We start from the raw sequence: 26894 nt of genomic DNA, 5'->3' as shown, positions 1-26894 counted from the left end.
CACTTCGACCACGGCGCGCTTTTCTTCCAGCACCAGCGTGCGGCGCTCGTCACCGTGCTGCTTCGCGTCGGCCTCGATCTCACGAATCAACGTGCGCTTCAGCGTCGCCGGGTTGCCCAAGATCTCTTCCAGCCGGGCCTGGTCTTCGCGCAGGCGTTGCAGTTCTTGCTCGATGCGGATCGCCTCGAGCCGCGCCAACTGCCGCAGCCGGATGTCGAGGATGTCGTCGGCCTGGCGCTCGCTCAACGCGAAACGCTCGATCAGCGCCGGCTTCGGCTCGTCGGCGGCGCGGATGATGCGGATCACCTCGTCGATGTTCAGCAGCACCAGCTGGCGGCCTTCGAGCACATGGATGCGCTCGAGCACCTTGTCGAGCCGGTGGCGCGTGCGGCGCTGCACCGTCGCGCGGCGGAACTCGATCCACTCCACCAGCATCTGGCGCAGGCTCTTCTGCATCGGCCGTCCATCGTGGCCGACCATCGTCAGGTTGAGCGGCACGCTGGTTTCGAGGCTGGTGTGCGCCAGCAGCAGCGCGATCATCTCGCCCTGCTCCACCGTGCGGCTGCGCGGCTCGAACACCAGCCGCACCGGGGCGTCCTTGTTGGATTCGTCGCGCACCGCGTCCAGCACCGCCAGCAAGGCCGCCTTCAGCTGAATCTGCTCCTGCGCGATGCGGATGGCCTCGAGCCGGGCGAGCTGGCGCAGCCGGATCTCGAGGATGTCGTCGGCCTGCACTGCGCTGAGCCCGAAGCGCTCCATCAGCGCCGGCTTGGGCTCGTCGGCCGCGCGGATGATGCGGATCACCTCGTCGATGTTCAGCAGGACGATCTGCCGGCCTTCGAGCACATGAATGCGCTCGCGCACCTTGCCGAGCCGGTGCGCCGTGCGGCGCTGCACCGTGGCGAGTCGGAACGCGATCCATTCGGCGAGGATCTCGCGCAGGCCCTTCTGCGTCGGCCGGCCGTCGCTGCCGATCATCGTGAGATTGATCGGGGTCGAGCTCTCGAGGCTGGTCAGCGCGAGCAGGGTGGCCTTCAGCTGCGCCTGTTCGGCGAGCAGCGTCTTCTTGCCGGCCTTGACTTTCGGATTCGTCAGTTCCTCGATCTCCTCGAGCACCTTCTGCGTGCTCGCCCCCGGTGGCAGTTCGGTGACGACCAGCTGCCACTGGCCGCGCGCCAGGTCCTCGATCTTCCAGCGCGCGCGCACCTTGAGGCTGCCACGGCCCGACAGGTAGGCGGCGCGGATTTCCTCCGGCGCGCTGATCAGTTGCCCGCCGCCCGGGAAGTCCGGGCCGGGCACCAGGTCGAACAGCGCGTCGTCGGAGAGTTGCTCGTCCTTCAGCAGCGCGACTGCGGCGGCGGCGATCTCCCGCAGGTTGTGGCTGGGGATCTCGGTCGCCAGACCCACGGCGATGCCGCTCGCGCCATTCAACAGCACAAAGGGAAGGCGCGCCGGCAGCTCGATGGGCTCCTGCGTCGTGCCGTCGTAGTTGGCGCGGAAGTCCACCGTGCCTTCGTCGATCTCGTCCATCACCAGGCGGGCAATTGGAGCGAGGCGCGCTTCCGTGTAGCGCATCGCCGCAGCGCCGTCGCCGTCCCGGCTGCCGAAGTTGCCGTGGCCGTCGATCAGCGGGTAGCGCAGCGAGAAGTCCTGCGCCATGCGCACCAGCGCGTCGTAGACCGACTGATCACCGTGCGGATGGAAGTTGCCAAGCACGTCGCCGACGACCTTGGCGCCCTTGACCGGTTTGGCGCCGGAGTTGCCGCTCCAGCCCAGGCCGAGGCGGTGCATCGCGTAAAGGATGCGGCGTTGCACGGGCTTCTGGCCGTCAGAGTACGACGGCAGTGCGCGGCCCTTGACGACGCTGAGGGCGTATTCGAGATAGGCCTGCTGGGCGTAGGCGGCGAGCGTCAGCGCGTTGCTGTCGCCGCCATTGCCGCTGTTTCCGCCGTCGGTCGGGGCGGTGAAGTCGATCGGGGTCTGGGTGCTCATGGGTGCAAGGTCAATCGCTGCGCGCGGGCCGGTTGGCTCTGCTGCAGCAGAGCCCAGTACAGCTCGAGGACGAGCTGCACGTGGGCCTGGGTTTCGTCAATATCGGGCACGCGGTTGCCGGCGCGGCGCACTGCACCCTCGCCGGCGTTCCAGGCGGCCAGGGCCACGTCGATGGATCGGAAGCGGCGGATCAGGTCGGCCAGCATGCGTGCGCCAGTGTGGATGTTGATGCGCGGCTCGATGAGGCGTGCGGCGTCGGCCGGCGTGGCGTAGCGGCTGGCCGCCTCGGGCGTGATCTGCATCAGGCCCAGCGCACCGCGTGGCGAGACGGCAGCACGTTGGTAGCCGGACTCGACGGCGATGACGGCCTTCAGCAGGTCAGCGTCCACGCCGTGCTGGGCGGCGGCCTCGCGCAGCCAGGGCTGGACGGCCTTGACTTCAGGGGCGATCTCCAGCCAGCTCAGCAGCGCCAGGCCCGCATCGGTCTTGCCCGGCACGCGCTGCATGCCGACGCCGCCGAGCACAAGGTTGTAATGCGCGTCAAGCTGCCGAGGCGAGAAGTGCGCCATGCCCGCAACGTCGACATAGCCCCACAGCTCCGCCCGCACCGGCAGCGCGAGGATGAGCAGCAGGAGCGGCCAGGCTTTCATGCGGCGTCCAGCCCCAGCGCCACGCGCGCCTGGTACTCGCGGTCGAGCAGAGACATGACGATCAGCGAGTCGTAGCCATCGACGCCGTCCGTCGTCACGCGCACGCTCTCCCGCAGGCGACCTTCCTCGACAAAGCCTTCGTTCTGGTAGAGCTTGAGCGCGCGGGTGTTCAGCGCCTTCACGTCGAGCCAGAAGCGATGCGCCCTCAGCTGATTGAAGGCCATGGCCTTGAGCTGGCGCACCGCTGCCCGGCCGAGCCCACGGCCCTTGGCCTGCAGCACCAGACGCTTCAGCTCGACGGAGCTGTTAGGGTTGCGGCAGCCCTGCAGGATGACGAAGCCGATGCGTGTCAGCTCATCGCCTTCTTCAACGATGAAATGCCGCGAGTCAGGGAAGCGGATGGCGCCCTCGTGCTGCGGCCGCTCCCACGGCGTGATGAAAGGCAAGTTGGCGCCATCGCGCTCGACCGAGACGACCCAGTCGAGGTCGGACAGCATCGTCGGGCGCAGGCGCGGGGCGGTCATGCGGCGAAGGGGTTGACGATGCGCAACCGCCCCTGGATCAGCAGGCCGTCCTGCAGGTCTTCGCTGAAAAAGGTCTCGGCGCTGGTGCCCAGTGCCGCAGCCAGCATGAGGGCGTCCCACCACGACAGCGAATGGCGGGACATCAGGGCCAGTGCCTGCCGGTGTGTCTGCAGCGTCTGATGGACGACTTCGCAGAGCGACGCCATCTGGGTGGCGACATCGGCCACAGCGTCCCACGGCAGCAGCCGACGGCGGCGCAGCACGTTCACCACCTCGTTGAGCGCTTGCACGCTGATGAACGGACGCTGGGCCAGCAAGGCCTCGGCGCGATCTCCGCGCCCCGGGTCGCGATCCAGCGCATAGATCAGGACGTTGGTGTCCAGGAAGATGCGCGGCACCGCATAGGCCACGCCGGCCTCATGGGCCTCCCGCGCCTCAGTCGCGTGCATTGGCTTCCATGCGGTCGAACTTGAAGCCGTCGGGCAGGCAGCCTCGGTACTTGCGCAAGCGGACGAGCAAGTCTTCCGTGGTGGGCGATTTGCTTACCTGCAACTGCCGCTCGCCAAGGATCTCGATGTCGATCTCATCGCCTTCGCTGAGCTTCATGGCCTCGACGACCGAAGCCGGCAGCCGCACGGCCAGGCTGTTGCCCCATTTCGCGACTTTCATGGTCGAGCTCCTGATATACGGATTGAAAATTGTATATCTATGACCTCAGACGTCGATCTCGACCGAGTCGCCGTGCAGCTCCATCAGCTCGCGGCGCGAGGCGGCCTCGCCCTTGCCCATCAGCTTGTTGAACGACTCCACCGTCGCGGCAAAGTCGAGCAGCCCGTACTCCACGCGCGACAGGCGCCGCGTGTCCGGGTTCAGCGTCGTGTCCCAGAGTTGCTCGGCGTTCATCTCGCCCAGGCCCTTGAAGCGACTGATGCTCCACGAACCTTCCCGCGCGCCTTCCTTGCGCAGTTTGTCCAGCGTCGCGGTCAGCTCGCCGTCGTCCAGCGCGTAGAGCTTGGTGGCGGGCTTCTTTCCACGGGCCGGCGCGTCGACGCGGTAGAGCGGCGGGCGGGCGACGTAGACGTGGCCGGTCTCGACCAGCTTGGGGAAGTGGCGGAAAAAGAGCGTCAGCAGCAGCACCTGGATGTGCGAGCCGTCGACGTCGGCGTCCGACAGGATGCAGACCTTGCCGTAGCGCAGGCCGCTCAAATCCGGCGTGTCGTTAGGCCCGTGCGGGTCCACGCCCAGCGCGACCGAAATGTCGTGGATCTCGTTGTTCTTGAACAGCAGGTCGCGCTCGACTTCCCAGGAGTTCAGCACCTTGCCGCGCAGCGGCAGGATGGCCTGCGTCTCCTTGTCGCGGCCCATCTTGGCACTGCCGCCGGCCGAGTCGCCTTCGACGAGGAAGACCTCGTTGTGCAGCAGGTCGCGGCTTTCGCAGTCGGTCAGCTTGCCCGGCAGCACGGCCACGCCGGAGCCCTTGCGCTTCTCGACCTTCTGGCTGGCGCGTTGCCGCGTTTGTGCCTGCTTGATGACCAGTTCGGCCAGCTTCTTGCCGTGGTCCACATGGTGGTTCAACCACAGCTCGAAGGCCGGCTTCACGTAGGCCGTCACCAGCCGCAGCGCGTCGCGCGAGTTCAGGCGCTCCTTGGTCTGGCCCTGGAACTGCGGGTCCAGCACCTTGGCGCTCAGCACGAAGCTGGCGCGCGAGAACACGTCGTCGGGCATCAGCTTGACACCCTTGGGCAGCAGAGAGTGCATCTCGATGAAGCCCTTGACGGCGCCGAACAGGCCGTCCTTCAGCCCCGACTCGTGCGTGCCGCCGGCCACCGTCGGGATCAGGTTCACGTAGCTCTCGCGCAGCGGCGAACCGTCTTCGGTGAAGGCCACGCACCAGGCGGCGCCCTCGCCTTCGGCGAAGTTCTCGCTCTCGCCGGCGGTCGCAAAGCCCTCGCCCTCGAACAGCGGAATGATCGGGTCGGCGTGCAGTGCTTGCGCCAGGTAGTCGCGCAGGCCGGCCTTGTAGAGCCAGGTCGTGAGCTCACCGGTCTTCTCGATCTTGAGCGTGACCGTCACGCCCGGCATCAGCACGGCTTTCGACCGCAACAGGTGCACCAGCTCATGCTTGGGCAACTCGGCGCTCTCGAAGTATTTGGCCTCGGGCCAGACGCGCACCGTCGTGCCCTGCTTGCGGTCGCCGCTGGCGGCGGGGCGGCTGACGACCTGCTGCACCACGTCGCCGTGCTCGAAGGCGATGCCGGCCACCTGCTTGTCGCGCCAGACGGCCACTTCCAGCCGCTTGGCCAGCGCGTTCGTTACCGACACGCCCACGCCGTGCAGGCCGCCGGAGAAGCTGTAGGCGCCGCCCGAGCCCTTGTCGAACTTGCCGCCGGCATGCAGCCGCGTGAAGACGATCTCGACGACCGGCACGCCTTCCTCCGGGTGCAGCCCGAAGGGAATGCCTCGGCCGTCGTCGGCGACCGATACCGAGCCATCAACATGCATGGTCACGTCGATGCGCTTGCCAAAGCCACCCAGCGCCTCGTCGGCCGCGTTGTCGATGACCTCCTGGATGCAGTGCAGCGGGTTCTCGGTGCGGGTGTACATGCCCGGCCGTTGCTTGACGGGCTCCAGACCCTTCAAGACGCGGATGGAGGCTTCGCCGTACTCGGTCGGTTTGGCGGCAGGATTCGTAGGGGGACGGCTGGACATAGGGGCGCGATTCTAAGAAGTAGGATTCGCGGCCCTCGAAGACCGAGTTCCATCGCTTGAGATTCCTGATCGTTTGCTTGGCGCTGACCTGTATTTTTTCACAGGCTCAGACGCCACCCCCTCAGCAACAGCCCTACCAGGCCAGCGCACCGCTGTCCTGGGAACTGAAGAACGCCCGCTGGTTCGACGGCCGGGCCATCCAGCGCGGCAACCTCTACGTCGAGAACGGCGTCTTCGTCGCGAAGAAGCCGGCCAAGGTCAACCGTAAGATGGACATGCGCGGGCAGGTGCTCATCAACCCACTGGCCGAGGCGCACAACCACAACCTGCAGACGGCCTGGGGCTGGGGCCAGTTCGCCGACAGCTACATCGACCAAGGCGTTTTCTACGCCGCCATGCTCTGCGGCGACCCGGCCGGCGTGGCCGAGGTCGGGCCATTGGCCGCCGCGCCGGCAGCGCCCGAGGTCAGCTTCGTCACGGCCTGCATCACCTCGCCGGACGGCTACCCGCTGGCCGCCGTGTTGCCCGAGCCCAGCGCCGAAGCCGCTGCGGCACAGAAACAGATCGTCCTCGTCGACAGCCCCGAGCAGGCGTCCCAGCAATGGCCGGCCATCAAGGCACGCGGCGGTAGCTGGCTGCGCATCGTTCTATCCCACAGCGAGCGGCCCGAGCTGCGTGGCCGGCCGGAGCACTTCGGCCGCCTGGGCCTGCGCCCCGAGACGGCCGCTGCGCTGACCCGCCTGGCCCACGCCGACGGCCGCCGCGTCGTCGCCCACGTCGAAACGGCGGCCGATTTCGACGCCGCCCTGGCCGCCGGTGTCGACGCCATCGGCCACCTGCCCGGCTACGCCAACATGCTGGACGAAGCGCCGGACGTTTTCGCCCTCAGCGACGCTGCCGTGGCGCGGGCCGCGAGCCAGCGCACCTCCGTCATCACGACGACAGCGGCGACCCAGCTCTTCAAGCTCGACGCCGCGCAGCTGGCCGCGCTGCGCGAGGTGCAGCGCGCCAACCTCGCCAAGCTGCAGGCTGCCGGCGTGCCGCTGCTGGTGGGCTCCGACGTCTTCATCGGCACCGCCCGCGCCGAGCTCCACGCGCTGGACGAACTTGGCCTGGACCGCGCCACGCTGCTGCGCATGGCCACGCAGGACACGCCGCGCGCTCTCTTCCCGGGCCGCAAGCTCGGCTGCTTCGAGCCTGGCTGCGAAGCGAGCTTCCTGGTGCTGGGCGGCGACCCGATCGCCGACTTGGCCCAGGTCGACATACCGATGCTGCGCGTCAAGCAAGGCCGGCTGCTGACCCGCTTGGCCGACGTCGCCGCGTCCAGCTCGCAAGCCAGCGCCTCGACGGCCGATCCGCCCAAGGCCGCGAAGAAGGCCTCCGCCAAAAAGAAGACCGGCAAGGCCAAAGCGCAACCCAAGGCGCAAGCCAAGGCCCAAACCAAGGCGACAAGCAAGGCCAAGCAGCGCTGATTAAAGTCGCCCGATGAACTCTGCCCGCCCCGCCGCCCCCGGCCTGTCCGTCCAGCAGGTGCTGCTCTGCGGCGCCATGATCGTCACGCTGTCGATGGGCATCCGCCACGGCTTCGGATTCTGGCTGCAGCCCATCATCACGGAGCGGGGCTGGACGCGCGAAACCTTCTCCTTTGCCCTGGCCATCCAGAACCTGGCCTGGGGCGTCGCCGGGCCCGTCGCCGGCATGCTGGCCGACCGCTTCGGCGCGTGGAAGGTGCTCATCGGCGGCGGCCTGCTCTACGCGCTGGGCTTGGTGCTGATGGCCGTCACCAGCCACCCGCTGACTTTCACGCTCGGCGCCGGTGTGGTGATCGGCCTCGCCCAGTCGGGCTCCACCTACGCCGTCATCTACGGCGTGTTGGGCCGCACCGTGTCGCCCGAGAAGCGCTCGTGGGCCTTCGGCGTGGCGGCGGCGGCGGGCTCCTTTGGCCAGTTCGTCATGATCCCCATCGAGACCTGGCTGATCAGCCAGGTCGGCTGGCAGAACGCCCTGTACCTGTTGGCCGGCGCGGCGCTCCTCATCCTGCCGCTGGCGCTGGGCGTGCGTGAGCGTCAGGCCACAAGCACGGGCGGCGCTCACCAGAGCATTGCCCAGGCGCTGCGCGAGGCCTTCGGCTACCGCAGCTTCCAGTTGCTGATGCTGGGCTATTTCGTCTGCGGCTTCCAGGTCGTCTTCATCGGCGTGCACCTGCCCAGCTACCTGCGCGACCACGGCCTGGGCATCGAGGTGTCCACCGGCGCGCTGATGCTGATCGGCCTGTTCAACATCTTCGGCACGTACGCCGCCGGCATGCTGGGCCAGCGCGTCCCCAAGCGCTACCTGCTGTCTGGCATCTACGGCCTGCGCGCCGTGGCCATTGGCATCTTCATCGCCGTGCCGCTGACGCCGATGAGCGTCTACGTCTTCGCCGCCGTCATCGGCTTCCTGTGGCTGTCCACCGTGCCGCCGACGAATGCCGTGGTCGCACAGATCTTCGGCGCCCAACACCTGTCCATGCTGGGCGGCTTCGTCTTCCTGAGCCATCAGGTGGGCAGCTTCCTCGGCGTCTGGCTGGGCGGCAAGCTCTACGACGCGACCGGCAGCTACGACGTGGTCTGGTACCTCGCCATCGCGCTGGGTGTCATGGCGATGCTGGCCAACCTGCCGGTGCGCGAAACGCCCATCCTCAGAGTGCAGCCGGCATGAAGCTGCGCCGTTGGATCTGGCCCCTGCTGTTCGTCGCCGCGCTGGTGGCAACGGTGGCGGCCTACCGCCACCCGACGGTCATGATCCAGCTCAGCGAACAGATCTGGTCCTGCTTCGGATGACGGGCGCGCCCTCCGCCTGGCTGCAGCGCTTTGCACCGCCGACGCCCGGCACGGCGCTGGACGTGGCCTGCGGCTCCGGCCGCAACCTGCGCTGGCTGGCGCAGGCCGGCTGGCAGGTCACTGGTGTCGACCGTGACACCGCCGCCACATCAGCGCTGCAGAGCCTTGCAAAGATCGTCGATGCCGACATTGAGAACGCCCCCTGGCCCTTGTCGCAGCAGCAGTTCGATTTGGTTGTCGTCTGCAACTATCTCTGGCGGCCGCTGTTCGACGAGATCCGCGCCGCCGTGAAACCGGGTGGCTCGTTGATCTGGGAAACGTTCGCAGACGGCCAGCAGGCCATCGGCCGGCCGTCGCGGCCCGATTTCCTGCTGCAACGAGGCGAGTTGCTGCGCGTCTGCGAGGGCTGGCACATCGTGGCTTACGAAGATCTGTTCGAGAGCGGGGTCAACCCACGCTTCGTCCAGCGCGTTGGCGCCATCCGGCCACCGCTGGCGGCCTAAAATCGTCGGATCCCCAAAGACACTCCCCCTATGAAGCCCATCCTCGGCAGCATCGTCGCCCTCGTCACGCCCATGAACGAGGACGGCAGCATCGACTACCCCGCCCTGCGCCGCCTGATCGACTGGCATGTCGAGGAAGGCACGGCCTGCATCGGCGTCGTCGGCACCACCGGCGAGTCGCCCACGGTCAGCATGGAGGAGAACCGCGAAATCATTCGCGTCGCGGTCGAGCATGCCAAGGGCCGCGTGCCCATCCTGGCCGGCACAGGCGCCAACTCCACCGCCGAAGCCATCGAGCTGAGCCGCTACGCCATGGAAGTCGGCGCGGACTGCACGCTGTCCGTCGTGCCCTACTACAACAAGCCCTCGCAGGAGGGCATCTACCAGCACTTCAAGGCGATCGCCGAGGCCGTGGACATCCCCATGATGCTCTACAACGTGCCCGGCCGCACCGTTGCCGATCTGCTGCCCGAGACCACGCTGCGCTGCGCCACGCTGCCCGGCGTCTTCGGCATCAAGGAGGCCACCGGCAACATCGAGCGCGCCGCCACCCTCATCAAGCACGCGCCCGAAGGCTTCCACATCTACTCGGGCGACGACGGCACCGCCATCGCGCTGATGCTGCTCGGCGGCCACGGCAACGTCAGCGTGACGGCCAACGTCGCGCCGCGCCAGATGGCCGAGTTGTGCCGCCTGGCCCTCGAAGGCAATGCCATCGAAGCCCGCAAGATTCACTTGCAGCTGCTCGGCCTGCACAAGCAGATGTTCTGCGAACCCAGCCCCGGCCCAGCCAAGTGGGCACTCTCGCAACTGGGCCGATGCGGTGCCGCACTGCGGCTGCCCATCACGCCGCTGACGGCTGCCGGGCAGGCCAGCGTCGGCCAGGCCATGAATGAGGCTGGACTGCTCTAAGCCTCTGGTCTAATGCGCGGCTGCCCGCCGAAAGCGGGCAAACAGTTCCCTCGGAGATCTCCAGCGTGACGTCCCTTTTCTCGCATCGCCCCACGGCGACCCGCCTGGCCTGCACGGCCTTTGTCCTGTCCCTCACCGGCTGCAGCACCCTCGACGGCATGTTCTCGACGGACAAGGTCGACTACAAGACCCAGTCGCGCCAGACAACAGGCCTGGACGTTCCGCCCGATCTGACCCAGCTCGCCAAGGACAACCGCGCTCAGGTGCAGGGCGGCTCCATCACCGCCTCGGCGCTGTCCGCCACCCGGCCCGCCAACGCGACCGCGATTTCGACCATGGCCACCAACAGCGTCGCGCCGAACGCGGCGGGCGACATCCGGCTGGAGCGCAGCGGCTCCGAACGCTGGCTGCACACCTCGCTCACGCCGGAGCAGATCTGGCCCCAGCTACGCACCTTCTGGCAGGACCGAGGCCTCTCGGTCACGAAGGAGCAGCCGGAAGTCGGCATCATGGAAACCAACTGGGCCGAGAACCGCGCCAAGCTGCCGCAGGATTTCATCCGCTCAGCCATCGGCAAAGTCTTTGACGGCCTCTACTCGACGGGCGAGCGCGACATGTATCGCACGCGCGTCGAGCGCGGCGCCAACGGCACCGACATCTTCATCAGCCACCGCGGCATGCAGGAGGTCTACACAACCTCCGCAAAAGACTCCACCGCCTGGCAGCCTCGCCCCAGCGACCCATCGCTGGAAGCCGAAATGCTGTCGCGCCTGATGCTCAAGCTTGGCGGCCAGGAAACCGCCGCCAAGGCCATCGTCGCCGACGCACCGGCGCCGGCCGCCACGCCCTCGCCGCTGGCCACGGCTGGCGAAGGCCCGCGCACCCGCCGCCCACTGTCCGAAGTGCCTGAAAGCCTTGCCGTCAACGACGGCTTCGAGCGCGCCTGGCGCCGCGTCGGCCTGTCGCTGGACCGCCACGGCTTCACCATCGAAGACCGCGACCGCGCCGCCGGCCTGTTCTACCTGCGCTATGCCGACCCCGAGAAGGCTGGCCAGGAAGAACCCAACTTCTTCCAGCGCCTGTTCGGCGCCAAGGGTGCCACGCCGGTGCGCTACCGCGTGTCCGTCAAGGCCGAAGGCGAGAAGAGCACCGTGCGCATCCTCGATGACCGCGGCCAGGCCATCACCGATGACAACGCCAAGCGCATCCTCGGCCTGCTGATGGACGACCTCAAGTAAGATTCCCTGCGGCGAAGGACTGCCGCCATGCGATTTCGCAACCTGGGCAGTGGCAGCGGCGGCAACTCGACGCTCGTCGAGGCCAGCCAGGGCATCACGACCACCCGCGTCCTCATCGACGCGGGCTTCAGCGAACGCGAGCTGACACGGCGCCTGGCGCTGACCGGCTGCACGCCGGCCGATATCGATGCCATCTTCATCACGCACGAGCATGGCGACCATGTCGGTCGGTCCGTCGCATTCACGCGTCGTCATCGCATCCCGCTGATCACGAGCCGAGGCACCTGGCGCGCCATCGGTTGCGAAGACTTCGAGGCCAGCCTGCTCTGCATCGCCCGCAGTGGCGAAGCCATCGCGCTGGGTGATCTGGAACTGCAGCCCTTCGCCGTGCCTCACGACGCACATGAGCCGCTGCAACTGTGCCTGAGTGATGGCGCCGTGCGGCTGGGCATCGTCACCGACCTGGGCAGCGCGCCGGCCACCGTGGCCGAGGCGCTGCGAGGCTGCCATGCGCTGCTGCTGGAATGCAATCACGACGAAGCGATGCTGAGGTCGGGGCCCTACCCGCCGTCGTTGCAACGGCGCATCCTGGGCACGCACGGCCATTTGTCCAACAAATCCGCTGCGGACCTGCTGTCACGCTGCCGGCATGCGGCACTGAATGTCGTCGTCGCCGCTCATCTGAGCGAAAAGAACAACTCGCCGGCCCTGGTACGTGGCGCGCTGGCACAGGTACTGGCTTGCGCGGCCGAAGATATTCGCGTCGCCGACCCAGCATCGGGCTTTGATTGGCTGACTGTCGGCTGAATGCCGAGCCACACAGCAAAGTCTTGAAATTCAGGCGGCTGAGCGCCTTGACAGTTCGATTCAAGACTCGATCAAGAAAAAAGCCGCCGCTGCATACGCAGCGACGGCTTTTTTCATGGGGACGAAGCGATTACTTCGAAGCGGCGGACGCAGCAGCGTCGGCAACGTCGGAAGCTGCATCGGCCACGGCGCTGGCAGCGGCAGAAGCGGCTTCAGGAGCCGGCATCACGACCGGAGCCGGAGCCACTTCAACCTTGGGTTCTTCCTTCTTGCTGCAAGCGGTCAGAGCGGCAACAGCCAGCAGGGAAGCCAACAGGATCGACTTGTTCATTACTTGTCCTCAAACGTTTAAACGACGGTGCACACCATAATTTTGGGATCGTGCGCCAGCGTTTGAAAGCTGATTGCCGACCCCGACAGAAAAGACGCGGAAAACCTCGAGCGCTTCCCTCGCCTAGCCCGCAATTATAGGGGTGCAAATGTCACGAAGTTTCATAGCCCCAAAGTCGTGGGCGCAAATGAGTCGCCGGAGCGTTGCGCCAGGGCATCAAACCACTCCAGGCCACGCAGCCTCTCGGCCACGTCACGGCTGAGCTCGCCGCGCCAGAGATGGCGATCAAAGAGGCGCAGGCTCAAGGGGCCGTCGGCGCCAATTGCCAGGAACAGGCTTTCAGGCGCGCCCCCCAGCTTCAGTTCAGGGTCAACAGCACGCGCGGTCACGCAGTGCGAGTAGTCGCGCCGCCAGCGCATGAAGCGCGGATGGCGGCGCACCACGTCGTCATATTGCAATGCCAACAGGTTCAGTTGGCGGCCGTGCCCGGCCCAAGCGGTCAGTGCGGTCAGGGCGCCAGCGTCGGACAGCGGCCAGTCGAAAAATGTGGCGTCCCAGGCATGCACTTCACGGCAGCCTTGCTCCGCTGCCCACGCCAGGGTCTCGATGAGCAGACGTTGGAAGTCGGCCCGGCCCTCAAAGTGTTGTGCGTTCATGGCGTTTGCGACGTTTGAGGCTGCAGCCAGCCGTCCTCGGTCCACTGGTCGAGCAGTCCGCGCGCCTCAGGCGACAGACGCGCCACCTCGGCCGCCGTGAGCTCTCGGCGGTCTGCCAGACGCCGCATCAGCGCCGCGTCGCGGCCACCGGCACGAAAGCTCTCGCCGTTCAGGAAGACATGAGCCGTGTCGTAAAGCATGCGGCTGCGGCGGTCGAGCGTTGCGCCCTGCCCCGGCGGCAAGGGCTCACCCGGCTCGAACCAGATCTTGGCCTTGGGCTCCGTCAGCGCCTCGCCTAAAGCGCGCTCCAGCGCCTGCGGGCGCTGCACGGCCGCCTCGACGGCGCGGCGAGCGAAGTCCAGCAACGCAGGCGGCACGCGGCCCGGCTCGCTCGATGCCTCCTGGCGCGGATCGGCATAGAGCTTGCCGGCCGTGTCGATCTCGTCGAACAAACGCGGCAGCAGCTCAGCCGCCAGCGCATCCGCCGTCGAGGCGCGAAAGCCGACGGAGCCCGTCACGCATCCGCCACCGACTGCCGTGCCGTCATGCGCCCAACCCGGCGGCAGATAGAGCATGTCGCCGGGCTCCAGCACGAACTCTTCCTCGGGCTTGAAGTTGGCAATGATCTTCAGCGGCACGTCGTCGCGCAGCACCGCGTCGCGTTGCGCACCGATGCGCCATTGCCGCTTGCCGGCAAGCTGGATCAGGAAGACGTCGTAGGAATCGAAATGCGGGCCGACGCCGCCGCCATCGCTGGCGACGGACAGCATCAGGTCGTCAAGCCGCGCATCGGGCACGAAGCGGAACTGGTCAAGCAGCGCGCGGGCTTCGGCGAGGTGCTGGTCCAGCCCCTGTACCAGCAGCGTCCAGCCCGGTTTGCTCATGGCCGGCAGGCGGGCGATGGGCCCTTGCTTGAGCTTCCAGTCGCCGTCGAAGGCCGTGACGAGGCGGCTCTCGACATCGTCGCGAGCCGCAAGCGCAGCCAGCTCTTTCAGCGAAGCCGGTGGCGCGGCATTGGCAAAGGCCTGGCGAACGAGCAGCGGCTTTTTTTGCCAGTGCTTGCGCATGAACTGCGCCGGGCTCAGGCCGGCGAGCAAGGGAGTCGGGAGGTCGATCTGCATCCGGCAATTGTGCCGAGAGCTGCGTGCGAAAATCTGAGCCATGCAAGTGACCCGCCCCTGTGTCGTCTCCCTGCGTTGGAGACTTGAAGATGCCCAGGGCCAGCTCATCGACGAGCTGGCCGAATCCATGGAGTTCCTGCACGGCGGGGACGACCTATTTGCCAAGGTCGAGGAGGCGCTGGAGGGCCAGGAGGTCGGTTTCGAGACCGACATCGCCCTGCAGCCCGAGGAAGCCTTCGGGGACTACGACTCCGGTCTCGTCTGCTTCGAGGCGCGCAGCCTTTTCCCGGAGGATGTCGAACCGGGCATGCAGTTCGAAGGGCTGCCCGAAGGCACCGCCACCGAGGGCATGACCGGGGACGCGGTCTACACGGTCACGGAGGTCTATCCGCAGCACGTCGTGCTGGACGGCAACCATCCGCTGGCCGGCATCGGCCTGCGCATGCACCTGAAGCTGCTGGATGTGCGCGTGGCCACCGAGCAGGAAGTCGAGGCCGGCTCAGTCGGCGAGGCGATGTTCATGGTGCAGACCGGCGCGCCGCCGGACCAACCCATCCACTGAAACCCTGGCGCCTCACGGCGCCTTTTTTATGCCTTGCCGGTAGAGCCGAAACCGCCCGCGCCGCGCGCCGACGTGTCGAAGCTGTCCACACGTCGGAACTGCGCTTGCACGACCGGCACGATGACGAGCTGGGCGATGCGCTCGAAGGGTTGGACGGTGAACTCCGTCTGGCCGCGGTTCCAGCAGCTGACCATCAGCTGGCCCTGGTAGTCGCTGTCGATCAGGCCGACAAGGTTGCCGAGCACGATGCCGTGTTTGTGACCCAGGCCGGAGCGCGGCAGGATGATGGCGGCGAGGCCCGGGTCGGCGATGTGGATGGCCAGGCCGGTGGGGATCAGCGTCGTCTGGCCGGGCTGCAGCGTGATGGCTTCGTCGAGGCAGGCGCGCAGGTCGAGGCCCGCGCTGCCGGGCGTGGCGTAGGCGGGGATCTGCTCGGCCATGCGGGCGTCGAGCACTTGCAGGTCAATGGGGGTCATCGGAGTCGTTTTGAGAGTTCGGCGATCAGCTCGCGGGCGAGGCTCAGCTTGTCGGCACGGGGCAGTTCGCGCTGGCCCTGGTCGTCGATCAGCAGCAGCGCGTTGTCATCGCGACCGAAGGTGGACGGGCCGAGGTTGGCAACGATCAGCGGCAGCTTCTTGCGCAGGCGCTTGGCCTCGGCATGCTCGGCCAGCTTCTCGCTCTCGGCCGCAAAGCCGACGCAGTACGGCGGCCGTGCCAGCGCGGCCACCGTGGCCAGGATGTCGGGGTTCTCGACCATCTCGATGGTTGGCGCCCCCGCCTGGCCTTCGACCTTCTTGAGCTTCTGGTCGTGCGTGGTGGTGGGCCGCCAATCGGCCACCGCCGCAGTCGCGATGAAAACCTCGTGCTGGGTCGCCAGCGGCAGCACGGCCTTGAACATCTGCTGGGCCGTCTGCACGTCGATGCGCTTCACACCGGGCGGCGTGTCGAGGTGGACAGGGCCGGCCACCAGGGTCACCTCGGCACCGGCCTCGGCAGCCGCGCGGGCGACGGCGAAGCCCATCTTGCCGCTGCTGTGGTTGGTGATGCCACGCACGGGGTCGATGGGCTCGAACGTGGGGCCGGCGGTGACCAGCACGCGCTTGCCGGCCAAGGCCTTGGGCGCAAGGAAGACGCCGAGCTCCTCGAATATCTCCAGCGCCTCCAGCATGCGGCCGTCACCGATTTCGCCGCAGGCCTGGTCGCCGCTGACCGGGCCGAGGACGGTGGCGCCATCGGCCCGGAGCTGGGCGATGTTGCGCTGCGTGGCAGGGTGGGCCCACATCTCGCGGTTCATCGCGGGCACGACGAGCAGCGGGCAGTCGTGAATGCGGCGTGCCAGCGCGGTGAGGCTGACGAGGTCGTCCGCGCGGCCCTGCGCCAGGGCCGCGATGGCGTCGGCGCTGGCTGGCGCCACCAGCATGAGGTCAGCCTCGCGGCTGAGGTTGATGTGGGCCATGTTGTTGTCTGGCCGCGCGTCCCACTGATCGGTGTAGACGGGACGGTTGGACAAGGCCTGCATCGTCACCGGCGTGATGAACTGCTGCGCGCCCTCGGTCATCATGACCTGCACCGTCGCGCCGGCCTTCACCAACAGGCGCGTCAGCTCGGCAATCTTGTAGCCCGCGATACCGCCGGTCATCGCGAGGAGGATGTGTTTGCCGTGCAGTGGACTTGTCGTCATCAACGCTTCCTGAACACCAGATCCCAGACGCCGTGCCCGAGCCGCAGGCCGCGGGCTTCGAACTTTGTGAGGGGCCGGTAGGCGGGCTTGTCAGCATAGCCGGCGGCGGTATTCAGGAGCGTCGGCTCGGCGGTCAGCACGTCCAGCATCTGCTCGGCGTAGGGCTGCCAGTCGGTGGCGAGATGCAGGTAGCCGCTGGGCTTGATGTGCCGCACGAGGTTGGCCACAAAGGGCGGCTGGATCAGGCGGCGCTTGTTGTGGCGCGTCTTGTGCCAGGGGTCGGGGAAGAAGATGTGCACGCCGTCCAGCGCAGCTTCGCCGACCATGTCGCGCAGCACCTCGACGGCGTCGTGCTGGACGATGCGGATATTGCCCAGCTCGCGCTCGCCGATCAGCTTCAGCAGCGCACCGACGCCGGGCTCGTGCACTTCGCAGCCGATGAAGTCATGGTCGGGCAGCGTGGCGGCGATGTCGGCGGTGGCGCCGCCCATGCCGAAGCCGATCTCCAGCACCAGCGGCGCGCTGCGGCCGAAGGTCGCGGCGGGGTCGATCCGCTCGACCTGGTAGGGCAGCACGAACCTGGGACCCAGCTCGGCCAGTGCCTTGATCTGGCCCGTGCCCATGCGGCCGGGCCGGGTGACGAAGCTCTTGATCTCGCGGCGCGGTCGCGGATCCTGCTTGACCTCGTCCTCGCTCATCAGCCCACCTCCGCCATGACCAGGGGCGTGGCGGCGATGTCGGCATCGCCGAGGGTGCAGGCGGCGAGGTAGGACGCGATGGCGCGGTCGGCGGCGGCATCGTCAGCGGCGTGGATCAGCGCCAGCGGTTCGCCAGCGGCAAGACGGGTACCGACAGCCTTCACTTCGGAGAAACCGACGCGCATGTCGATGGCATCGCCAGCCTTGCGGCGGCCGCCGCCCAGCTCGACGATGGCGACGCCGAGGTCGCGGGTCGACATGGTCGCGAGCACGCCGGCACGCGGCGCGGGCACGTGCTTCACGACCGGCGCGGCGGTCAGGTAGGCATGCGGGCGCTCCATCAAATCGGCCGGGCCACCGAGCGCCACAACCATCTTGGCGAACTTCTCGGCAGCGGCGCCGGAGTCGAGCGCGGCCTGCAGCTTCACGCGTGCAGCGGCCGTGTCAGCGGCCAGGTTGCCCAGCACGAGCATCTCGGCGCACAGCGCCAGCGTCACCTCATGCAGGCGCGGGTCGCGGTACTCACCAGTCAGGTAGCGGATGGTCTCGATGACCTCCAGCGAGTTGCCGACATCGCTGCCGAGGATCTGGTTCATGTCGGTGATCAGCGCGCGCGTCTTCAGGCCCGCGCCGCCCGCGACGGCGACGATGCTCTCGGCCAGCTCACGCGCGAACTCGGGCGTGGACGCGAAGGCGCCGTTGCCGCACTTGATGTCCATCGCTAGCCCTTCGAGGCCGGCGGCCAGCTTCTTGGACAGGATGCTGGCGGTGATCAGCGGCACGCTCTCAACGGTGGCGGTCACGTCGCGCGTGGCGTAGAAGCGCTTGTCGGCGGGAGCCAGGTCGGCCGTCTGGCCGATGATGGCGCAGCCGAGCGAACGGACCAACTGATCGAAGCGCGCCGGGTCGGGTGCGGTTGTATAGCCAGGGATGGCTTCGAGCTTGTCGACCGTGCCGCCGGTGTGGCCGAGGCCCCGGCCGGCAATCATCGGCACGTAGCCGCCGCAGGCCGCCACCATGGGCGCGAGCATCAGGCTGACCTTGTCGCCGACGCCGCCGCTGCTGTGTTTGTCGAGCACCGGGCCGGGCATGTCGGGCCAGCGCATGACGCGGCCGGAGTTCATCATGGCGCGCGTCAGCAGCACGGCTTCGTCGCGGCCCATGCCGCGCAGGAAGACGGCCATGCCGAGCGCGGCCACCTGGCCTTCGCTCCAGGAGTTGTGCGTCAGGCCGTCGACGAAGTTCTGGATCTGCGCTTCATTCAGCGCGTGGCCGTCGCGCTTGGCGCGGATGATTTCTTGAGCAAGCATGGGGATCAATAAGCAGCGGTTACGGCGGGCGATTCGGCACCTGTCAAGACCGCTTCGATGTCAGTCAGCAAACCGCTGGCGCCGAAGCGCAGGCGCCGGGGATTCAGGGCGTCGGCGCCGAGGGCGGCTTCAGCCTGGGCGATGTAGCCAGCCGCGTCGGCAACAGAGCGCACGCCGCCGGAGGCCTTGAAGCCGGCATTGGACAGGCCGCTCGCCGCGATCTCTTTAAGCATGACCGCGGCGGCGGCGGGCGTGGCGCCGATCTTGGTCTTGCCGGTGCTCGTCTTGACGAAGTCCGCGCCTGCTGCGAGGGCCAGGCGCGTGGCCTGAGCGATGCGCTCGGGCGTGGCAAGTTCGCCGGATTCGATGATGACCTTGAGCGTCAGCGGGCGGCTGGCGAAACGGACTTCAGACAGGAACTCGGCGACCTCGGTGGTCTTGCCAGCCAGCAGCGCGCGCCAGGGCAGCACGACATCGACTTCATCGCCACCGGCCTGCGCGATGGTTTCGACATCGGCCAGCGCGCGGGCCAGGTCCGGGGCGCCATCGGGGAAGTTCGCGACGGCGGCGACCTTGATCGAGGCGGGCAAGGCAGCGCGCGCCTGGGCCACGAAGCGCGGCCAGACGCAGACCGCAGCGACGGGGCCGTGCGGCGTCTGCGCGCGGGCGCACAGCGCGTCGATGTCGACGGAGGTGTCGGCGTCGTTCAGGCTGGTCAGGTCCAGGCAGGCCAGCGCGGTGCGGGCCACTGCCTTCATCGGCGTCGTCATAGCGTCAACTCGGCCAAGCTCGCAATCAGCGCCGCGAGAAAGGCGGCGGCGCGCTCGCCGGACAGCTGCGCCTGCTTCATCGTCAGCTCATGCGTCAGCACTTCGGCCGACAGGCCGGCGGCCATGTTCGTCATCAGCGCCAGGCCCATCACGCGCAGGCCGCAGTGGCGGGCCAGGATGGTCTCGGGCACGGTGCTCATGCCGACGGCGTCAGCGCCCCAGGCGGCAAACATGCGGATTTCGGCGGGCGTCTCGAACTGCGGGCCTAACGCCCAGACGTAGGTGCCCTCGCCCAGCATGAGGTTCTCGCGTTTGGCCAGCGCGAGCGTGTGTTTGCGCAGCTCGGCGTCGTAGGCAGTGCTCATGTCGACGAAGCGATGGTTGCCCTGCTCGCCCACCAGCGGGCTGCGCTGCGGTGCATTGATGTGGTCAGAGATCAACATCAGGCTGCCGGCCGGCATGTGGGCGCGCAGCGAGCCGGAGGCGTTCGTCTGCAGCAGCAGCTTCACGCCCCAGCGCTTGAGGGTGCGCAGCGCGCCGGCCATGCCGGTGCATTCGCCGCTCTCATAAGTGTGGGCGCGGCCGCGCAGCATGACGACGCGCTGGGCGCCGATCTGGCCAACGACGATCTCGTTGACATGGCCCTCGACCTTGGGCTGCGGGAAGGCCGGCAGCTCGGTGTAGGGCAGCGCCTTCGCGTCCTGGATATGGCTGACGGCACCGGCCCAGCCCGAGCCGAGCACGACGGCGACAGCGGGCGCGTCACCGAACAGGGATTGCAGCTTCTCGACGGTCGCGGTGATGGCGACGTCGAGCTTTTGGTTGTCGATCATGGGAACCTTAGGTCTTGAGATGTTCGGGGCCGAAGCTGTAGGGCAGCAGTTCGGCCAGGGTCCAGCGTTGGCGGATGCCGCCAGGATCGCCGGCAATGATGACAAGCTCTTCCGGAACGGAGAACTCACGCAGCTTCTGGCGGCAGCCTCCGCAGGGGGTGATGACGTCCGGACCGGGGCCCGTCACGAGCACGGCCACAGCGCGCTTGCCGCCGGCCATCAGCATGGCCGTCAGCGCCGAGGGCTCGGCGCACCAGCCTTGCGGGTAGGAGGCGTTCTCGATGTTGGCGCCGATGTGGATGCGGCCCTGCTCGTCGAGGATGGCCGCGCCGACTTTGTATTTGGAGTACGGCGAATGCGAGAACTCGCGGGCGCGCAGGGACTCGGCGAGTAGTTGGTTCAGCAGGTCTTGGGTCAGTTCCATCTCAGCGCTCCTTCACCGTTCTTTGACGTAGGGTCGGCCGAGGGCCTTGGGGGCGATGGCCGAGCCAATGAAGCCAGCCAACAGGACGACCGTCAAGATGTAGGGCAATGCCTGGATCAGCTGCACGGGTACTTCGCCGATGCCAGGCAATTGCACGCCCTGCATGCGGATAGCCATCGCGTCCAGGAAGCCAAACAGCAGGCAGGCGCCCATCGTCGGCAGCGGCTTCCATTTGCCGAAGATCATCGCGGCCAGCGCGATGAAGCCGCGGCCGGCCGTCATATTGGGCGAGAAGGACGCGTTCTGCGCCAGCGTCAGGTAGGCGCCCGCCAGGCCGCAGAGCACGCCGTTCATCAGCAGCGCCTGGTAGCGCAGGCTTTGCACGGACATGCCGGCGGCTTCGACCATCGCCGGGTTCTCGCCGACGGCGCGCAGGCGCAGGCCGGGGCGGGTGCGCTCCAGGAAGAACCACACGGCCGCCACCATCAGGAAGGAGACGTAGACCAGCACGTTGTGGCTCAGCAGGCCATGACCGATGACGGACGCGAACCAGTTGCCCGGCTGCGGTTCGGCAAAGCCCTTGGTGATGGCCGTCAGGCGCACGTCGGGCTCGATGGGCGGCGTCTGGCCGCCTTGCTGGAACCAGGCAATGCCGAGCACGACCGTGAGGCCGGCGGCAATCATGTTCAGCGCAACGCCGGAGACGACCTGGTCGCCGCGATTCGTCACGCAGGCAAAGCCGTGCAGAAGCGAGGCGGCGCAGCCCACGGCGATGGCCGCCATCAGGCCCCATCCGGTGGAGTGCGTGACCGAAGCTGCTGCGGCAGCCGCAAAGGCGGCGAACAGCATCTTGCCCTCCAGGCCCAGGTCGATGACGCCGGCGCGCTCGGACAACACGCCCGCCATTGCGCACAGCAGCAGCGGCGCGCTGACGCGCAGCGTAGACGCGAGCACCGAGGCGATCAGGACTTCATCCATCAGCGGCCTCCCTTTTTCATGGCGGCGTAGACACGTGCGAACAGCGGCGCGCTGACGGTCGCCATGGCGCCGGAGAACAGCACGATCAGCCCTTGGGCGGTGACGACCATCTCACGGCTGAAGCCCTGCAGCTCGAACGACACCTCGACGCCGCCCTGGTAGAGCACGCCGAACAGCAGCGACGCCAGCACGATGCCGACCGGATGGTTGCGACCCATCAGCGACACGGCGATGCCGGTGAAGCCGGCGCCGGCGACGAAGTCCAGCGTCAGCTTGCCCTGCACGCCCGAGATCTCGTTGATGCCGACCATGCCGGCGAGCGCGCCGGAGATGGCCATCGCAATCAGGACCTGGGCACGCGGGCGGATGCCGCCGTAGTGGGCCGCGCGCGGTGCGCTGCCGACGGCGCGGACCGCGTAGCCGGCGGCGCTGCGCCACAGGAACCAGCCGACGAAGACGCAGGCGACGAGGGCGACGACGAGGCTGAGGTTCAGCGGTGACGAGGGCAGCTCATAACCCAGCGCCGCAGCGATCTGGTGCAGGGCCGGCATGCGGGCACTCTCGGCGAACTCGGCGGACTCGACCGACATGCTTCCGGCCGGGCGCAGCCAGTTGACCAGCAGATAGCCGTTCAGGCCCGCCGCGAGGAAATTGAACATGATCGTCGTGATGACGATGTGGCTGCCGCGCCAGGCCTGCAGATAGGCCGGCAGCGCTGCCCACAGCATGCCGAACAGCGCCGCGGCGATGACCAGCAGCGGCAGCATGACGACGGCCGGCAGCTTGGCGCCCAGCCACAGCGCCACCAGCGCCACGCCCACGCCGCCCAGCGTCGCCTGGCCTTCGCCGCCGATGTTGAACAGGCCGGCGTGGATGGCCACGGCGACGGCGAGGCCGGTGAAGATGAAGGTGGTCGCGTAGTAAAGCGAATAGCCCAGGCCGCGCACGCTGCCGAGGGCGCCGTTCAGCAGAACGGTCAGCGCCTGCCAGGGGCTGTGGCCGATGACCATGACGACCAGGCCGGCCACCAGCAGGGCGATGGCGAGGTTCCACAGCGGCAGCAGGCCGAGGTCGATCCAACGAGGGAGGGTCAAAGGTTGGCTCATGCCGCAGCTCGTTCTTCTTGTGCGGCCATCAAGAGGCCAAGACGTTTCTCATCGCAGTCTTCAATCGCCAGCTCACCGGTGATGCGGCCACAGTTCATGACGACGACACGGTCGGCCAACGCCAGGATCTCGTCCAGCTCGCTGCTGACCAGCAGCACCGCACAGCCGGCGTCACGCAGCGCGCGCAACTGGCCGTGGATGAACTCGATGGCGCCGATGTCGACGCCGCGTGTCGGCTGGCCCACGAGCAGCACCGTCGGCTGCTCGCCGATCTCGCGGGCGAGGATGAGCTTCTGCTGGTTGCCGCCAGAGAACTTGCTCGACCCCAGCGTCTCGTCGCGCGGGCGCACGTCGAAGCGCTCCTGCATCTGGCGCGTCGCGTCGCGCATCGCGGCGTGGTCCATGCTCGCGCCACGGCGGTACTTGGGCAGGTTCTGGTAGCCGAGCACCGCCGACTCCCAGGCGGGAAAACTCATGACCATGCCCACCGCATGCCGGTCCTCCGGCACGTGGGCCAGGCGCTGCGTGCGGGCTTGCGCGGTGTCCAGCCAGGCGTCGGGCGAGAAGCTCGTGCCGCCCAGCTCCATGCGGCCGCCTTCTGGCGCGCGCAGGCCGGACAGCACCTCCAGCAACTCGCTCTGACCATTGCCCGACACGCCGGCCACGCCGACGATCTCGCCGGCCTTCAGCGTCAGGCTCACATCCTTCAGCGCCGGCACGCCGTTGGCATGCTTCAGGCTCAAGCCGGATGCCGTCAAGCGAACCTCGCCGGCACGCACTTCCGTGCCCTCGGGCCGCCCCAGCGTGACCTTGCGGCCAACCATGGATTCGGCCAGCGCCTCTTCGCTCCACTCGGCGATGGGCCGCGTCTCGACGACCTGACCCGCGCGCATCACCGTCACGGCACCGCACAGGCTCATCACCTCGCGCAGTTTGTGCGTGATGAGGATGAGCGTGGTGCCGCGCTCCTTCAAGCGGCGCAGCGTGATGAAGAGCTGGTCGGTCTCCTGCGGCGTCAGCACCGCCGTGGGCTCGTCCAGGATGAGGATGCGGGCGCCGCGGTACAGCGCCTTCAGGATCTCCAGCCGCTGCAGCTCGCCCACGGGCAGATCGGCCACCACCGCGTCAAGCTGCACAGTCAGGCCGGTCTCCTGCATCAGCGTCTGCAGCTTGGCGCGCACGGCGGCCTTCGACGGCGTCAGGAAAAAACCGCCCTCCGCGCCCAGCATGATGTTTTCAAGGCAGGTCAGCGTGTCGACCAGCATGAAGTGCTGGTGGACCATGCCGATGCCCAGCGCAATCGCCTGCTGCGAGTTGGCGATGTGGGCCTGCTGGCCGTTGACCTCGATGTGGCCCGAATCGGCGTGGTAGTAGCCGTACAGGATGGCCATCAGCGTGCTCTTGCCGGCACCGTTCTCGCCGACGAGGCCGTGCACGCTGCCGGCGGCGATGTCGAACGACACGTCGCGGTTGGCCTGCACGGCGCCGAAGCGCTTGGAGATGCCCTGCAAGCGAACCGCCGCATGGGCGGCTGGCTGCGCAGTCATTCGTTTGCCAGGCCTCGGCCTGCCCGCCGCCCCAGCGCGATCACCGCAACCAAGCCCACCGCCACCAGCACGCTCAGGCCGGCAAGCCATTGCAGTGCAACCGCATCCATTGACGGAAGCAAGCGCCCGGCAAAGGACGCGAGCACATCGGCGGCGGCAAACAGCGACGCGCCAATGAGCGCCCCCAGCCCAAGGAGGACTTCAACACGAAGCACCGCGAGAAAGAACTTCTTCATGCGCCCGCCCCCTCAGTACTTGCAGGCGTTGTCCGCCATGTAGTCAGCGACCTTGATCTTGCCGCTGATGATGTCCGCCTTGACCGCGTCGACCTTGGCCTTCAGCGCCGGGTTCAGCAGCTTGGCGTTGTCGACGTCGGCCGAATAGTCCACGCCGCCTTCCTTCAGGCCCAGCACGCTGACGCCGGGCTTCCAGGCCTTCAGCACGTTGTAGACGGCCACGTCCACGCGCTTGACCATGGAGGTCAGCATGGTGCCGGGTTGCAGGTGGTTCTGGTTGCTGTCCACGCCGATGGCGAGCTTGCCAGCGTCCTTGGCGGCCTGGTAGACGCCCACGCCGGTGCCGCCGGCAGCGGCGAACACAACGTCAGAGCCCTTGGCGAACTGGGCTTTGGCCAGCTCACCACCGCGCGTCGGGTCGTTCCAGGCGCTGGACGTGGTGCCCGTCATGTTGGAGAACACCTCGACCTTGGCGTTGGTCGCCTTGGCGCCCTGCTCGTAGCCGCACTGGAACTTGCGGATCAGCGGTATGTCCATGCCGCCGACGAAACCGACCTTGCCGGTCTTGCTGACCAGCGCCGCCATGGCGCCGACGACGTAGCTGCCTTCATGCTCCTTGAACAGCAGGGACTGCACATTGGGCAGGTCGACCTTGGCGTCAATGATGGCGAACTGAAGCTTCGGGAACTCCTTGGCCACCTGCTGCAGGGCAGACGCCTGCGCGAAGCCGATGCTGATGATGGGGCTGGCGCCCTTCTCGGCCATGCGGCGGATGGCCTGCACACGCTGGGTGTCGTTGCTGATCTCGAACTGGAGATAGTCCTTGCCGCTCTCCTTCTTCCACTGCTCGGCCCCTTGGTAGCCGGCTTGGTTGAAGGATTTGTCGAACTTGCCGCCCATGTCGAAGATGACTGCGGGCTGCTGGGCCGCTTGGGCTGCGCCGCAGGCAAGCATCAGGGCCAGGGAGAGTCGAGGCAGCACGAGGTTCATGGGATGGCGTGTGGCTTGGCGAAAGGGGCGCATTGTAGAAAACATCGCTGAATTTTTACTAACCAGGAAAACACCGACCTTCGGCCGCCCAGTAGCGGCCCGGCGCTCGGCCTGACGGATTCACCCTGCCTTGGTGAGGCGCAACCTGCGATGGGCCGCACGGGCATGGGGCAGCCAGCCCAGTGTCGCCCAACGGCGCCACATCAACAGGCCTCGAATCCACTCGTCCGCTGCATAAGCAATCCACACGCCAACCAGGCCCCAGCCCAGGTGCACGCCCAGAAACCAGCTGCCCCCGGCCAGCACGATGGCCATGGAAGCCGAGCCCGCAATGACCGGGTAGCGGGCGTCGCCCGTGGCGCGCAGCGCGTTGATGACCACCATGTTGAAAACCCGCCCCGGCTCCACCAGCACCGTCCACCACAGCAGCGTGCAGCCCAGCTTGATGATGGCCGGGTCCGACGTGAACTGCCGTAGCAACCACGGCCCGGCCAGAGCAAAACTGGTGGAGACGACCAGCGCGACCACCAAGCCCAGCCCGAGCGACTTGCGCACCAGCTTGTGCGCCGCGTGCAACTGGCCGGCGCCGACCATGTGCCCGACGAGGATCTCCACCGCGAAGGCTACGGCGAGGCCGAACATCAGGATGACGTGCAGAAACTGCATCGTGTAGGCGTGCGTGGCCAGTGCGAGCGCACCAAGTTGGGCCACGGCGGCCAGGCTGGTCATGAAGGCCAGGCGCCAGGAGATGTTCTCGGCCGCGCCCGGAACGCCGATGTGCAGCACCGTGGCCAGCGGGGCGCGCTCCAGCCGCCACCAGTCCGTGGCGCGCAGCCGCAGGTTGAGCCGGCTGCGCCACAGCACGATGTGCAGCGCCAGCCCCATGCCACGGCCGCACAGGCAGGCCAACGCGAAGCCGACCAGCCCGAGATGAGGCATGGCCAGCAAGGCCACGACCAGCGTGACGACCTGGATGACCACCACCACCGCCAACGCCTCGCGGCTGCGCAGATGGGCGCGCATGACGCTGGACATCGTTGCGTTCAGCGCGTCGATCAGCAGCGCCGGGGCCAGGGCTTGCAGCAGCGTGCTGGCCAGCGGGGCCACCTCGGGCGGCGCGTTCACCAACCGCAGCAGCGGCCCCGCCGCCAGCAGTGCCACGGTGGCACCGCCCAAGCCCAGCCAGGTGCTGGCGCCCACGGTGGCGCGGGCCACGGCGTCGGCCTGGTTACGACGGCCGGCGCCCAGCGCCTGGGTCACGGCCACGCTGACGCCGGCACCGACGACGCGGAAGAGCACAAAGAGGGCCGAGAACACCTGATTGGACAGGCCGAAGGCGGCGCCGCTGTCATCCGACAGCCGGGCGGCCAGCGCCGTGCCGATGATGCCGACGCCGATGCCCAGCAGCAGTTCAAGCAGCAGCGGCCAGGTCAGCGGAAACAGGCGCGGGCGCGCGGACGAGGCAGTCATGGCGAGGTCCTAAGGCCGGTATTC

At 67.7% G+C, this 26894-nt stretch carries 30 protein-coding genes; 8 read left to right on the top strand and 22 right to left on the bottom strand.

From position 1 onward, the window contains the following. From ABIS05_RS25995 to ABIS05_RS25970, 6 genes are all read right to left on the bottom strand, one after another. Positions 1-1992: DNA gyrase subunit A (locus ABIS05_RS25995; RefSeq protein ID WP_348012479.1), on the bottom strand; the 1992-nt coding region annotated here is incomplete at its 3' end. Then, positions 1989-2642, bottom strand: coding sequence for a lytic transglycosylase domain-containing protein (locus ABIS05_RS25990; protein ID WP_348012478.1), 654 nt, complete (start codon positions 2640-2642; stop codon positions 1989-1991). The genes ABIS05_RS25995 and ABIS05_RS25990, both read right to left, overlap by 4 nt. Beyond that, complete coding sequence (locus tag ABIS05_RS25985; RefSeq protein WP_348012477.1) at positions 2639-3166, bottom strand: GNAT family protein; 528 nt, start codon at positions 3164-3166, stop codon at positions 2639-2641. Before ABIS05_RS25985 ends, ABIS05_RS25990 begins: the two co-directional genes overlap by 4 nt. Continuing rightward, a complete protein-coding gene (locus ABIS05_RS25980) occupies positions 3163-3615 on the bottom strand; it encodes a PIN domain-containing protein (RefSeq protein ID WP_348012476.1) in 453 nt (150 codons plus the stop codon). Before ABIS05_RS25980 ends, ABIS05_RS25985 begins: the two co-directional genes overlap by 4 nt. After that, positions 3602-3835: an AbrB/MazE/SpoVT family DNA-binding domain-containing protein gene (locus tag ABIS05_RS25975; protein ID WP_348012475.1), complete on the bottom strand. Its 234-nt coding sequence runs from the start codon at positions 3833-3835 to the stop codon at positions 3602-3604. Before ABIS05_RS25975 ends, ABIS05_RS25980 begins: the two co-directional genes overlap by 14 nt. 45 nt (positions 3836-3880) lie before the next feature. Then, on the bottom strand, positions 3881-5875 hold the full coding sequence (locus tag ABIS05_RS25970; RefSeq protein ID WP_348012474.1) for a DNA topoisomerase IV subunit B: 1995 nt from the start codon (positions 5873-5875) through the stop codon (positions 3881-3883). A gap of 77 nt (positions 5876-5952) precedes the next feature. On the opposite strand from ABIS05_RS25970, the gene ABIS05_RS25965 reads away from it, so the two are divergent. From ABIS05_RS25965 to ABIS05_RS25935, 7 genes are all read left to right on the top strand, one after another. Next, positions 5953-7347 carry an amidohydrolase family protein gene (locus tag ABIS05_RS25965; protein WP_348063364.1) on the top strand — a complete coding sequence of 465 codons (1395 nt, stop codon included), beginning with the start codon at positions 5953-5955 and terminating at the stop codon, positions 7345-7347. A 13-nt stretch (positions 7348-7360) separates the two neighbouring features. Then, positions 7361-8575, top strand: coding sequence for an MFS transporter (locus tag ABIS05_RS25960; protein WP_348012472.1), 1215 nt, complete (start codon positions 7361-7363; stop codon positions 8573-8575). Then, positions 8572-8697 (top strand): hypothetical protein, encoded by a 126-nt coding sequence (locus ABIS05_RS25955; RefSeq protein WP_348012471.1) that lies wholly within the window; start codon positions 8572-8574, stop codon positions 8695-8697. Before ABIS05_RS25960 ends, ABIS05_RS25955 begins: the two co-directional genes overlap by 4 nt. Beyond that, entirely contained in the window at positions 8694-9200 is a 507-nt protein-coding gene (locus ABIS05_RS25950; RefSeq protein WP_348012470.1) for a class I SAM-dependent methyltransferase, read from the top strand. Before ABIS05_RS25955 ends, ABIS05_RS25950 begins: the two co-directional genes overlap by 4 nt. A gap of 30 nt (positions 9201-9230) precedes the next feature. Beyond that, positions 9231-10112: a 4-hydroxy-tetrahydrodipicolinate synthase gene (dapA, locus tag ABIS05_RS25945; RefSeq protein ID WP_348012469.1), complete on the top strand. Its 882-nt coding sequence runs from the start codon at positions 9231-9233 to the stop codon at positions 10110-10112. Between the two features lie 65 nt (positions 10113-10177). Continuing rightward, on the top strand, positions 10178-11350 hold the full coding sequence (gene bamC / locus ABIS05_RS25940) for an outer membrane protein assembly factor BamC (RefSeq protein ID WP_348012468.1): 1173 nt from the start codon (positions 10178-10180) through the stop codon (positions 11348-11350). A gap of 27 nt (positions 11351-11377) precedes the next feature. Continuing rightward, positions 11378-12157 (top strand): MBL fold metallo-hydrolase, encoded by a 780-nt coding sequence (locus ABIS05_RS25935; protein WP_348012467.1) that lies wholly within the window; start codon positions 11378-11380, stop codon positions 12155-12157. Between the two features lie 130 nt (positions 12158-12287). Here ABIS05_RS25935 and ABIS05_RS25930 read toward each other — a convergent pair whose 3' ends face one another. The 3 genes from ABIS05_RS25930 to ABIS05_RS25920 all read right to left on the bottom strand — a co-directional run bounded on the left by ABIS05_RS25930 (position 12288) and on the right by ABIS05_RS25920 (position 14265). Beyond that, positions 12288-12488 carry a hypothetical protein gene (locus ABIS05_RS25930; RefSeq protein ID WP_348012466.1) on the bottom strand — a complete coding sequence of 67 codons (201 nt, stop codon included), beginning with the start codon at positions 12486-12488 and terminating at the stop codon, positions 12288-12290. Between the two features lie 161 nt (positions 12489-12649). Then, positions 12650-13144: a hypothetical protein gene (locus ABIS05_RS25925; protein WP_348012465.1), complete on the bottom strand. Its 495-nt coding sequence runs from the start codon at positions 13142-13144 to the stop codon at positions 12650-12652. Then, positions 13141-14265, bottom strand: coding sequence for a JmjC domain-containing protein (locus ABIS05_RS25920; RefSeq protein WP_348012464.1), 1125 nt, complete (start codon positions 14263-14265; stop codon positions 13141-13143). Before ABIS05_RS25920 ends, ABIS05_RS25925 begins: the two co-directional genes overlap by 4 nt. Positions 14266-14305: 40 nt before the next feature. On the opposite strand from ABIS05_RS25920, the gene ABIS05_RS25915 reads away from it, so the two are divergent. Continuing rightward, the gene (locus ABIS05_RS25915) at positions 14306-14827 is read left to right on the top strand and encodes a peptidylprolyl isomerase (RefSeq protein ID WP_348012463.1); all 522 of its coding nucleotides are present in this window, start codon (positions 14306-14308) and stop codon (positions 14825-14827) included. Positions 14828-14853: 26 nt separating this feature from the next. Here ABIS05_RS25915 and dut read toward each other — a convergent pair whose 3' ends face one another. From dut to ABIS05_RS25850, 13 genes are all read right to left on the bottom strand, one after another. After that, positions 14854-15303, bottom strand: coding sequence for a dUTP diphosphatase (gene dut, locus ABIS05_RS25910; protein ID WP_348012462.1), 450 nt, complete (start codon positions 15301-15303; stop codon positions 14854-14856). After that, on the bottom strand, positions 15300-16508 hold the full coding sequence (coaBC, locus tag ABIS05_RS25905) for a bifunctional phosphopantothenoylcysteine decarboxylase/phosphopantothenate--cysteine ligase CoaBC (protein WP_348012461.1): 1209 nt from the start codon (positions 16506-16508) through the stop codon (positions 15300-15302). The genes dut and coaBC overlap by 4 nt, the downstream gene beginning before the upstream one ends. Next, the gene (trmB, locus tag ABIS05_RS25900) at positions 16508-17206 is read right to left on the bottom strand and encodes a tRNA (guanosine(46)-N7)-methyltransferase TrmB (protein ID WP_348012460.1); all 699 of its coding nucleotides are present in this window, start codon (positions 17204-17206) and stop codon (positions 16508-16510) included. The genes coaBC and trmB overlap by 1 nt, the downstream gene beginning before the upstream one ends. Then, positions 17206-18516: a thymidine phosphorylase gene (gene deoA / locus ABIS05_RS25895; protein ID WP_348012459.1), complete on the bottom strand. Its 1311-nt coding sequence runs from the start codon at positions 18514-18516 to the stop codon at positions 17206-17208. Before deoA ends, trmB begins: the two co-directional genes overlap by 1 nt. A 5-nt stretch (positions 18517-18521) precedes the next feature. Next, positions 18522-19286, bottom strand: a complete 765-nt coding sequence (deoC, locus tag ABIS05_RS25890; RefSeq protein ID WP_348012458.1) for a deoxyribose-phosphate aldolase — start codon at positions 19284-19286, stop codon at positions 18522-18524. Then, the gene (locus ABIS05_RS25885) at positions 19283-20119 is read right to left on the bottom strand and encodes a purine-nucleoside phosphorylase (protein ID WP_348012457.1); all 837 of its coding nucleotides are present in this window, start codon (positions 20117-20119) and stop codon (positions 19283-19285) included. Before ABIS05_RS25885 ends, deoC begins: the two co-directional genes overlap by 4 nt. A gap of 7 nt (positions 20120-20126) precedes the next feature. Then, complete coding sequence (gene cdd / locus ABIS05_RS25880; protein WP_348012456.1) at positions 20127-20543, bottom strand: cytidine deaminase; 417 nt, start codon at positions 20541-20543, stop codon at positions 20127-20129. Positions 20544-20555: 12 nt separating this feature from the next. Continuing rightward, positions 20556-21521, bottom strand: a complete 966-nt coding sequence (locus tag ABIS05_RS25875) for an ABC transporter permease (RefSeq protein WP_348012455.1) — start codon at positions 21519-21521, stop codon at positions 20556-20558. Then, positions 21521-22627: an ABC transporter permease gene (locus ABIS05_RS25870; RefSeq protein WP_348012454.1), complete on the bottom strand. Its 1107-nt coding sequence runs from the start codon at positions 22625-22627 to the stop codon at positions 21521-21523. The genes ABIS05_RS25875 and ABIS05_RS25870 overlap by 1 nt, the downstream gene beginning before the upstream one ends. Then, a complete protein-coding gene (locus ABIS05_RS25865; protein ID WP_348012453.1) occupies positions 22624-24174 on the bottom strand; it encodes an ABC transporter ATP-binding protein in 1551 nt (516 codons plus the stop codon). Before ABIS05_RS25865 ends, ABIS05_RS25870 begins: the two co-directional genes overlap by 4 nt. Further along, complete coding sequence (locus ABIS05_RS25860) at positions 24171-24410, bottom strand: hypothetical protein (RefSeq protein WP_348012452.1); 240 nt, start codon at positions 24408-24410, stop codon at positions 24171-24173. The genes ABIS05_RS25865 and ABIS05_RS25860 overlap by 4 nt, the downstream gene beginning before the upstream one ends. A gap of 12 nt (positions 24411-24422) precedes the next feature. Next, positions 24423-25400 carry a BMP family ABC transporter substrate-binding protein gene (locus ABIS05_RS25855; RefSeq protein ID WP_348012451.1) on the bottom strand — a complete coding sequence of 326 codons (978 nt, stop codon included), beginning with the start codon at positions 25398-25400 and terminating at the stop codon, positions 24423-24425. 120 nt (positions 25401-25520) lie between these two features. Continuing rightward, positions 25521-26870, bottom strand: a complete 1350-nt coding sequence (locus ABIS05_RS25850; RefSeq protein WP_348012450.1) for an MATE family efflux transporter — start codon at positions 26868-26870, stop codon at positions 25521-25523. Positions 26871-26894 lie beyond the last annotated feature (24 nt).

This window comes from Roseateles sp. (assembly GCF_039929605.1).
Classification (GTDB): Bacteria; Pseudomonadota; Gammaproteobacteria; order Burkholderiales; family Burkholderiaceae_C; genus Pelomonas.
Note: the sequence above shows the minus strand (reverse complement) of the source record. Positions and strands in the feature narration are given on the sequence as shown.

What these genes read in the sequence shown, in the direction of transcription:
- ABIS05_RS25990 (WP_348012478.1), bottom strand. Translation starts at nt 2,642, where the DNA reads ATGAAAGCCTGGCCGCTCCTGCTGCTCATCCTCGCGCTGCCGGTGCGG.
- ABIS05_RS25985 (WP_348012477.1), bottom strand. Translation starts at nt 3,166, where the DNA reads ATGACCGCCCCGCGCCTGCGCCCGACGATGCTGTCCGACCTCGACTGG.
- ABIS05_RS25980 (WP_348012476.1), bottom strand. Translation starts at nt 3,615, where the DNA reads ATGCACGCGACTGAGGCGCGGGAGGCCCATGAGGCCGGCGTGGCCTAT.
- ABIS05_RS25975 (WP_348012475.1), bottom strand. Translation starts at nt 3,835, where the DNA reads ATGAAAGTCGCGAAATGGGGCAACAGCCTGGCCGTGCGGCTGCCGGCT.
- ABIS05_RS25970 (WP_348012474.1), bottom strand. Translation starts at nt 5,875, where the DNA reads ATGTCCAGCCGTCCCCCTACGAATCCTGCCGCCAAACCGACCGAGTAC.
- ABIS05_RS25960 (WP_348012472.1), top strand. Translation starts at nt 7,361, where the DNA reads ATGAACTCTGCCCGCCCCGCCGCCCCCGGCCTGTCCGTCCAGCAGGTG.
- ABIS05_RS25955 (WP_348012471.1), top strand. Translation starts at nt 8,572, where the DNA reads ATGAAGCTGCGCCGTTGGATCTGGCCCCTGCTGTTCGTCGCCGCGCTG.
- ABIS05_RS25950 (WP_348012470.1), top strand. Translation starts at nt 8,694, where the DNA reads ATGACGGGCGCGCCCTCCGCCTGGCTGCAGCGCTTTGCACCGCCGACG.
- dapA (WP_348012469.1), top strand. Translation starts at nt 9,231, where the DNA reads ATGAAGCCCATCCTCGGCAGCATCGTCGCCCTCGTCACGCCCATGAAC.
- ABIS05_RS25935 (WP_348012467.1), top strand. Translation starts at nt 11,378, where the DNA reads ATGCGATTTCGCAACCTGGGCAGTGGCAGCGGCGGCAACTCGACGCTC.
- ABIS05_RS25930 (WP_348012466.1), bottom strand. Translation starts at nt 12,488, where the DNA reads ATGAACAAGTCGATCCTGTTGGCTTCCCTGCTGGCTGTTGCCGCTCTG.
- ABIS05_RS25925 (WP_348012465.1), bottom strand. Translation starts at nt 13,144, where the DNA reads ATGAACGCACAACACTTTGAGGGCCGGGCCGACTTCCAACGTCTGCTC.
- ABIS05_RS25920 (WP_348012464.1), bottom strand. Translation starts at nt 14,265, where the DNA reads ATGCAGATCGACCTCCCGACTCCCTTGCTCGCCGGCCTGAGCCCGGCG.
- ABIS05_RS25915 (WP_348012463.1), top strand. Translation starts at nt 14,306, where the DNA reads ATGCAAGTGACCCGCCCCTGTGTCGTCTCCCTGCGTTGGAGACTTGAA.
- dut (WP_348012462.1), bottom strand. Translation starts at nt 15,303, where the DNA reads ATGACCCCCATTGACCTGCAAGTGCTCGACGCCCGCATGGCCGAGCAG.
- coaBC (WP_348012461.1), bottom strand. Translation starts at nt 16,508, where the DNA reads ATGACGACAAGTCCACTGCACGGCAAACACATCCTCCTCGCGATGACC.
- trmB (WP_348012460.1), bottom strand. Translation starts at nt 17,206, where the DNA reads ATGAGCGAGGACGAGGTCAAGCAGGATCCGCGACCGCGCCGCGAGATC.
- deoA (WP_348012459.1), bottom strand. Translation starts at nt 18,516, where the DNA reads ATGCTTGCTCAAGAAATCATCCGCGCCAAGCGCGACGGCCACGCGCTG.
- deoC (WP_348012458.1), bottom strand. Translation starts at nt 19,286, where the DNA reads ATGACGACGCCGATGAAGGCAGTGGCCCGCACCGCGCTGGCCTGCCTG.
- ABIS05_RS25885 (WP_348012457.1), bottom strand. Translation starts at nt 20,119, where the DNA reads ATGATCGACAACCAAAAGCTCGACGTCGCCATCACCGCGACCGTCGAG.
- cdd (WP_348012456.1), bottom strand. Translation starts at nt 20,543, where the DNA reads ATGGAACTGACCCAAGACCTGCTGAACCAACTACTCGCCGAGTCCCTG.
- ABIS05_RS25875 (WP_348012455.1), bottom strand. Translation starts at nt 21,521, where the DNA reads ATGGATGAAGTCCTGATCGCCTCGGTGCTCGCGTCTACGCTGCGCGTC.
- ABIS05_RS25870 (WP_348012454.1), bottom strand. Translation starts at nt 22,627, where the DNA reads ATGAGCCAACCTTTGACCCTCCCTCGTTGGATCGACCTCGGCCTGCTG.
- ABIS05_RS25865 (WP_348012453.1), bottom strand. Translation starts at nt 24,174, where the DNA reads ATGACTGCGCAGCCAGCCGCCCATGCGGCGGTTCGCTTGCAGGGCATC.
- ABIS05_RS25860 (WP_348012452.1), bottom strand. Translation starts at nt 24,410, where the DNA reads ATGAAGAAGTTCTTTCTCGCGGTGCTTCGTGTTGAAGTCCTCCTTGGG.
- ABIS05_RS25855 (WP_348012451.1), bottom strand. Translation starts at nt 25,400, where the DNA reads ATGAACCTCGTGCTGCCTCGACTCTCCCTGGCCCTGATGCTTGCCTGC.
- ABIS05_RS25850 (WP_348012450.1), bottom strand. Translation starts at nt 26,870, where the DNA reads ATGACTGCCTCGTCCGCGCGCCCGCGCCTGTTTCCGCTGACCTGGCCG.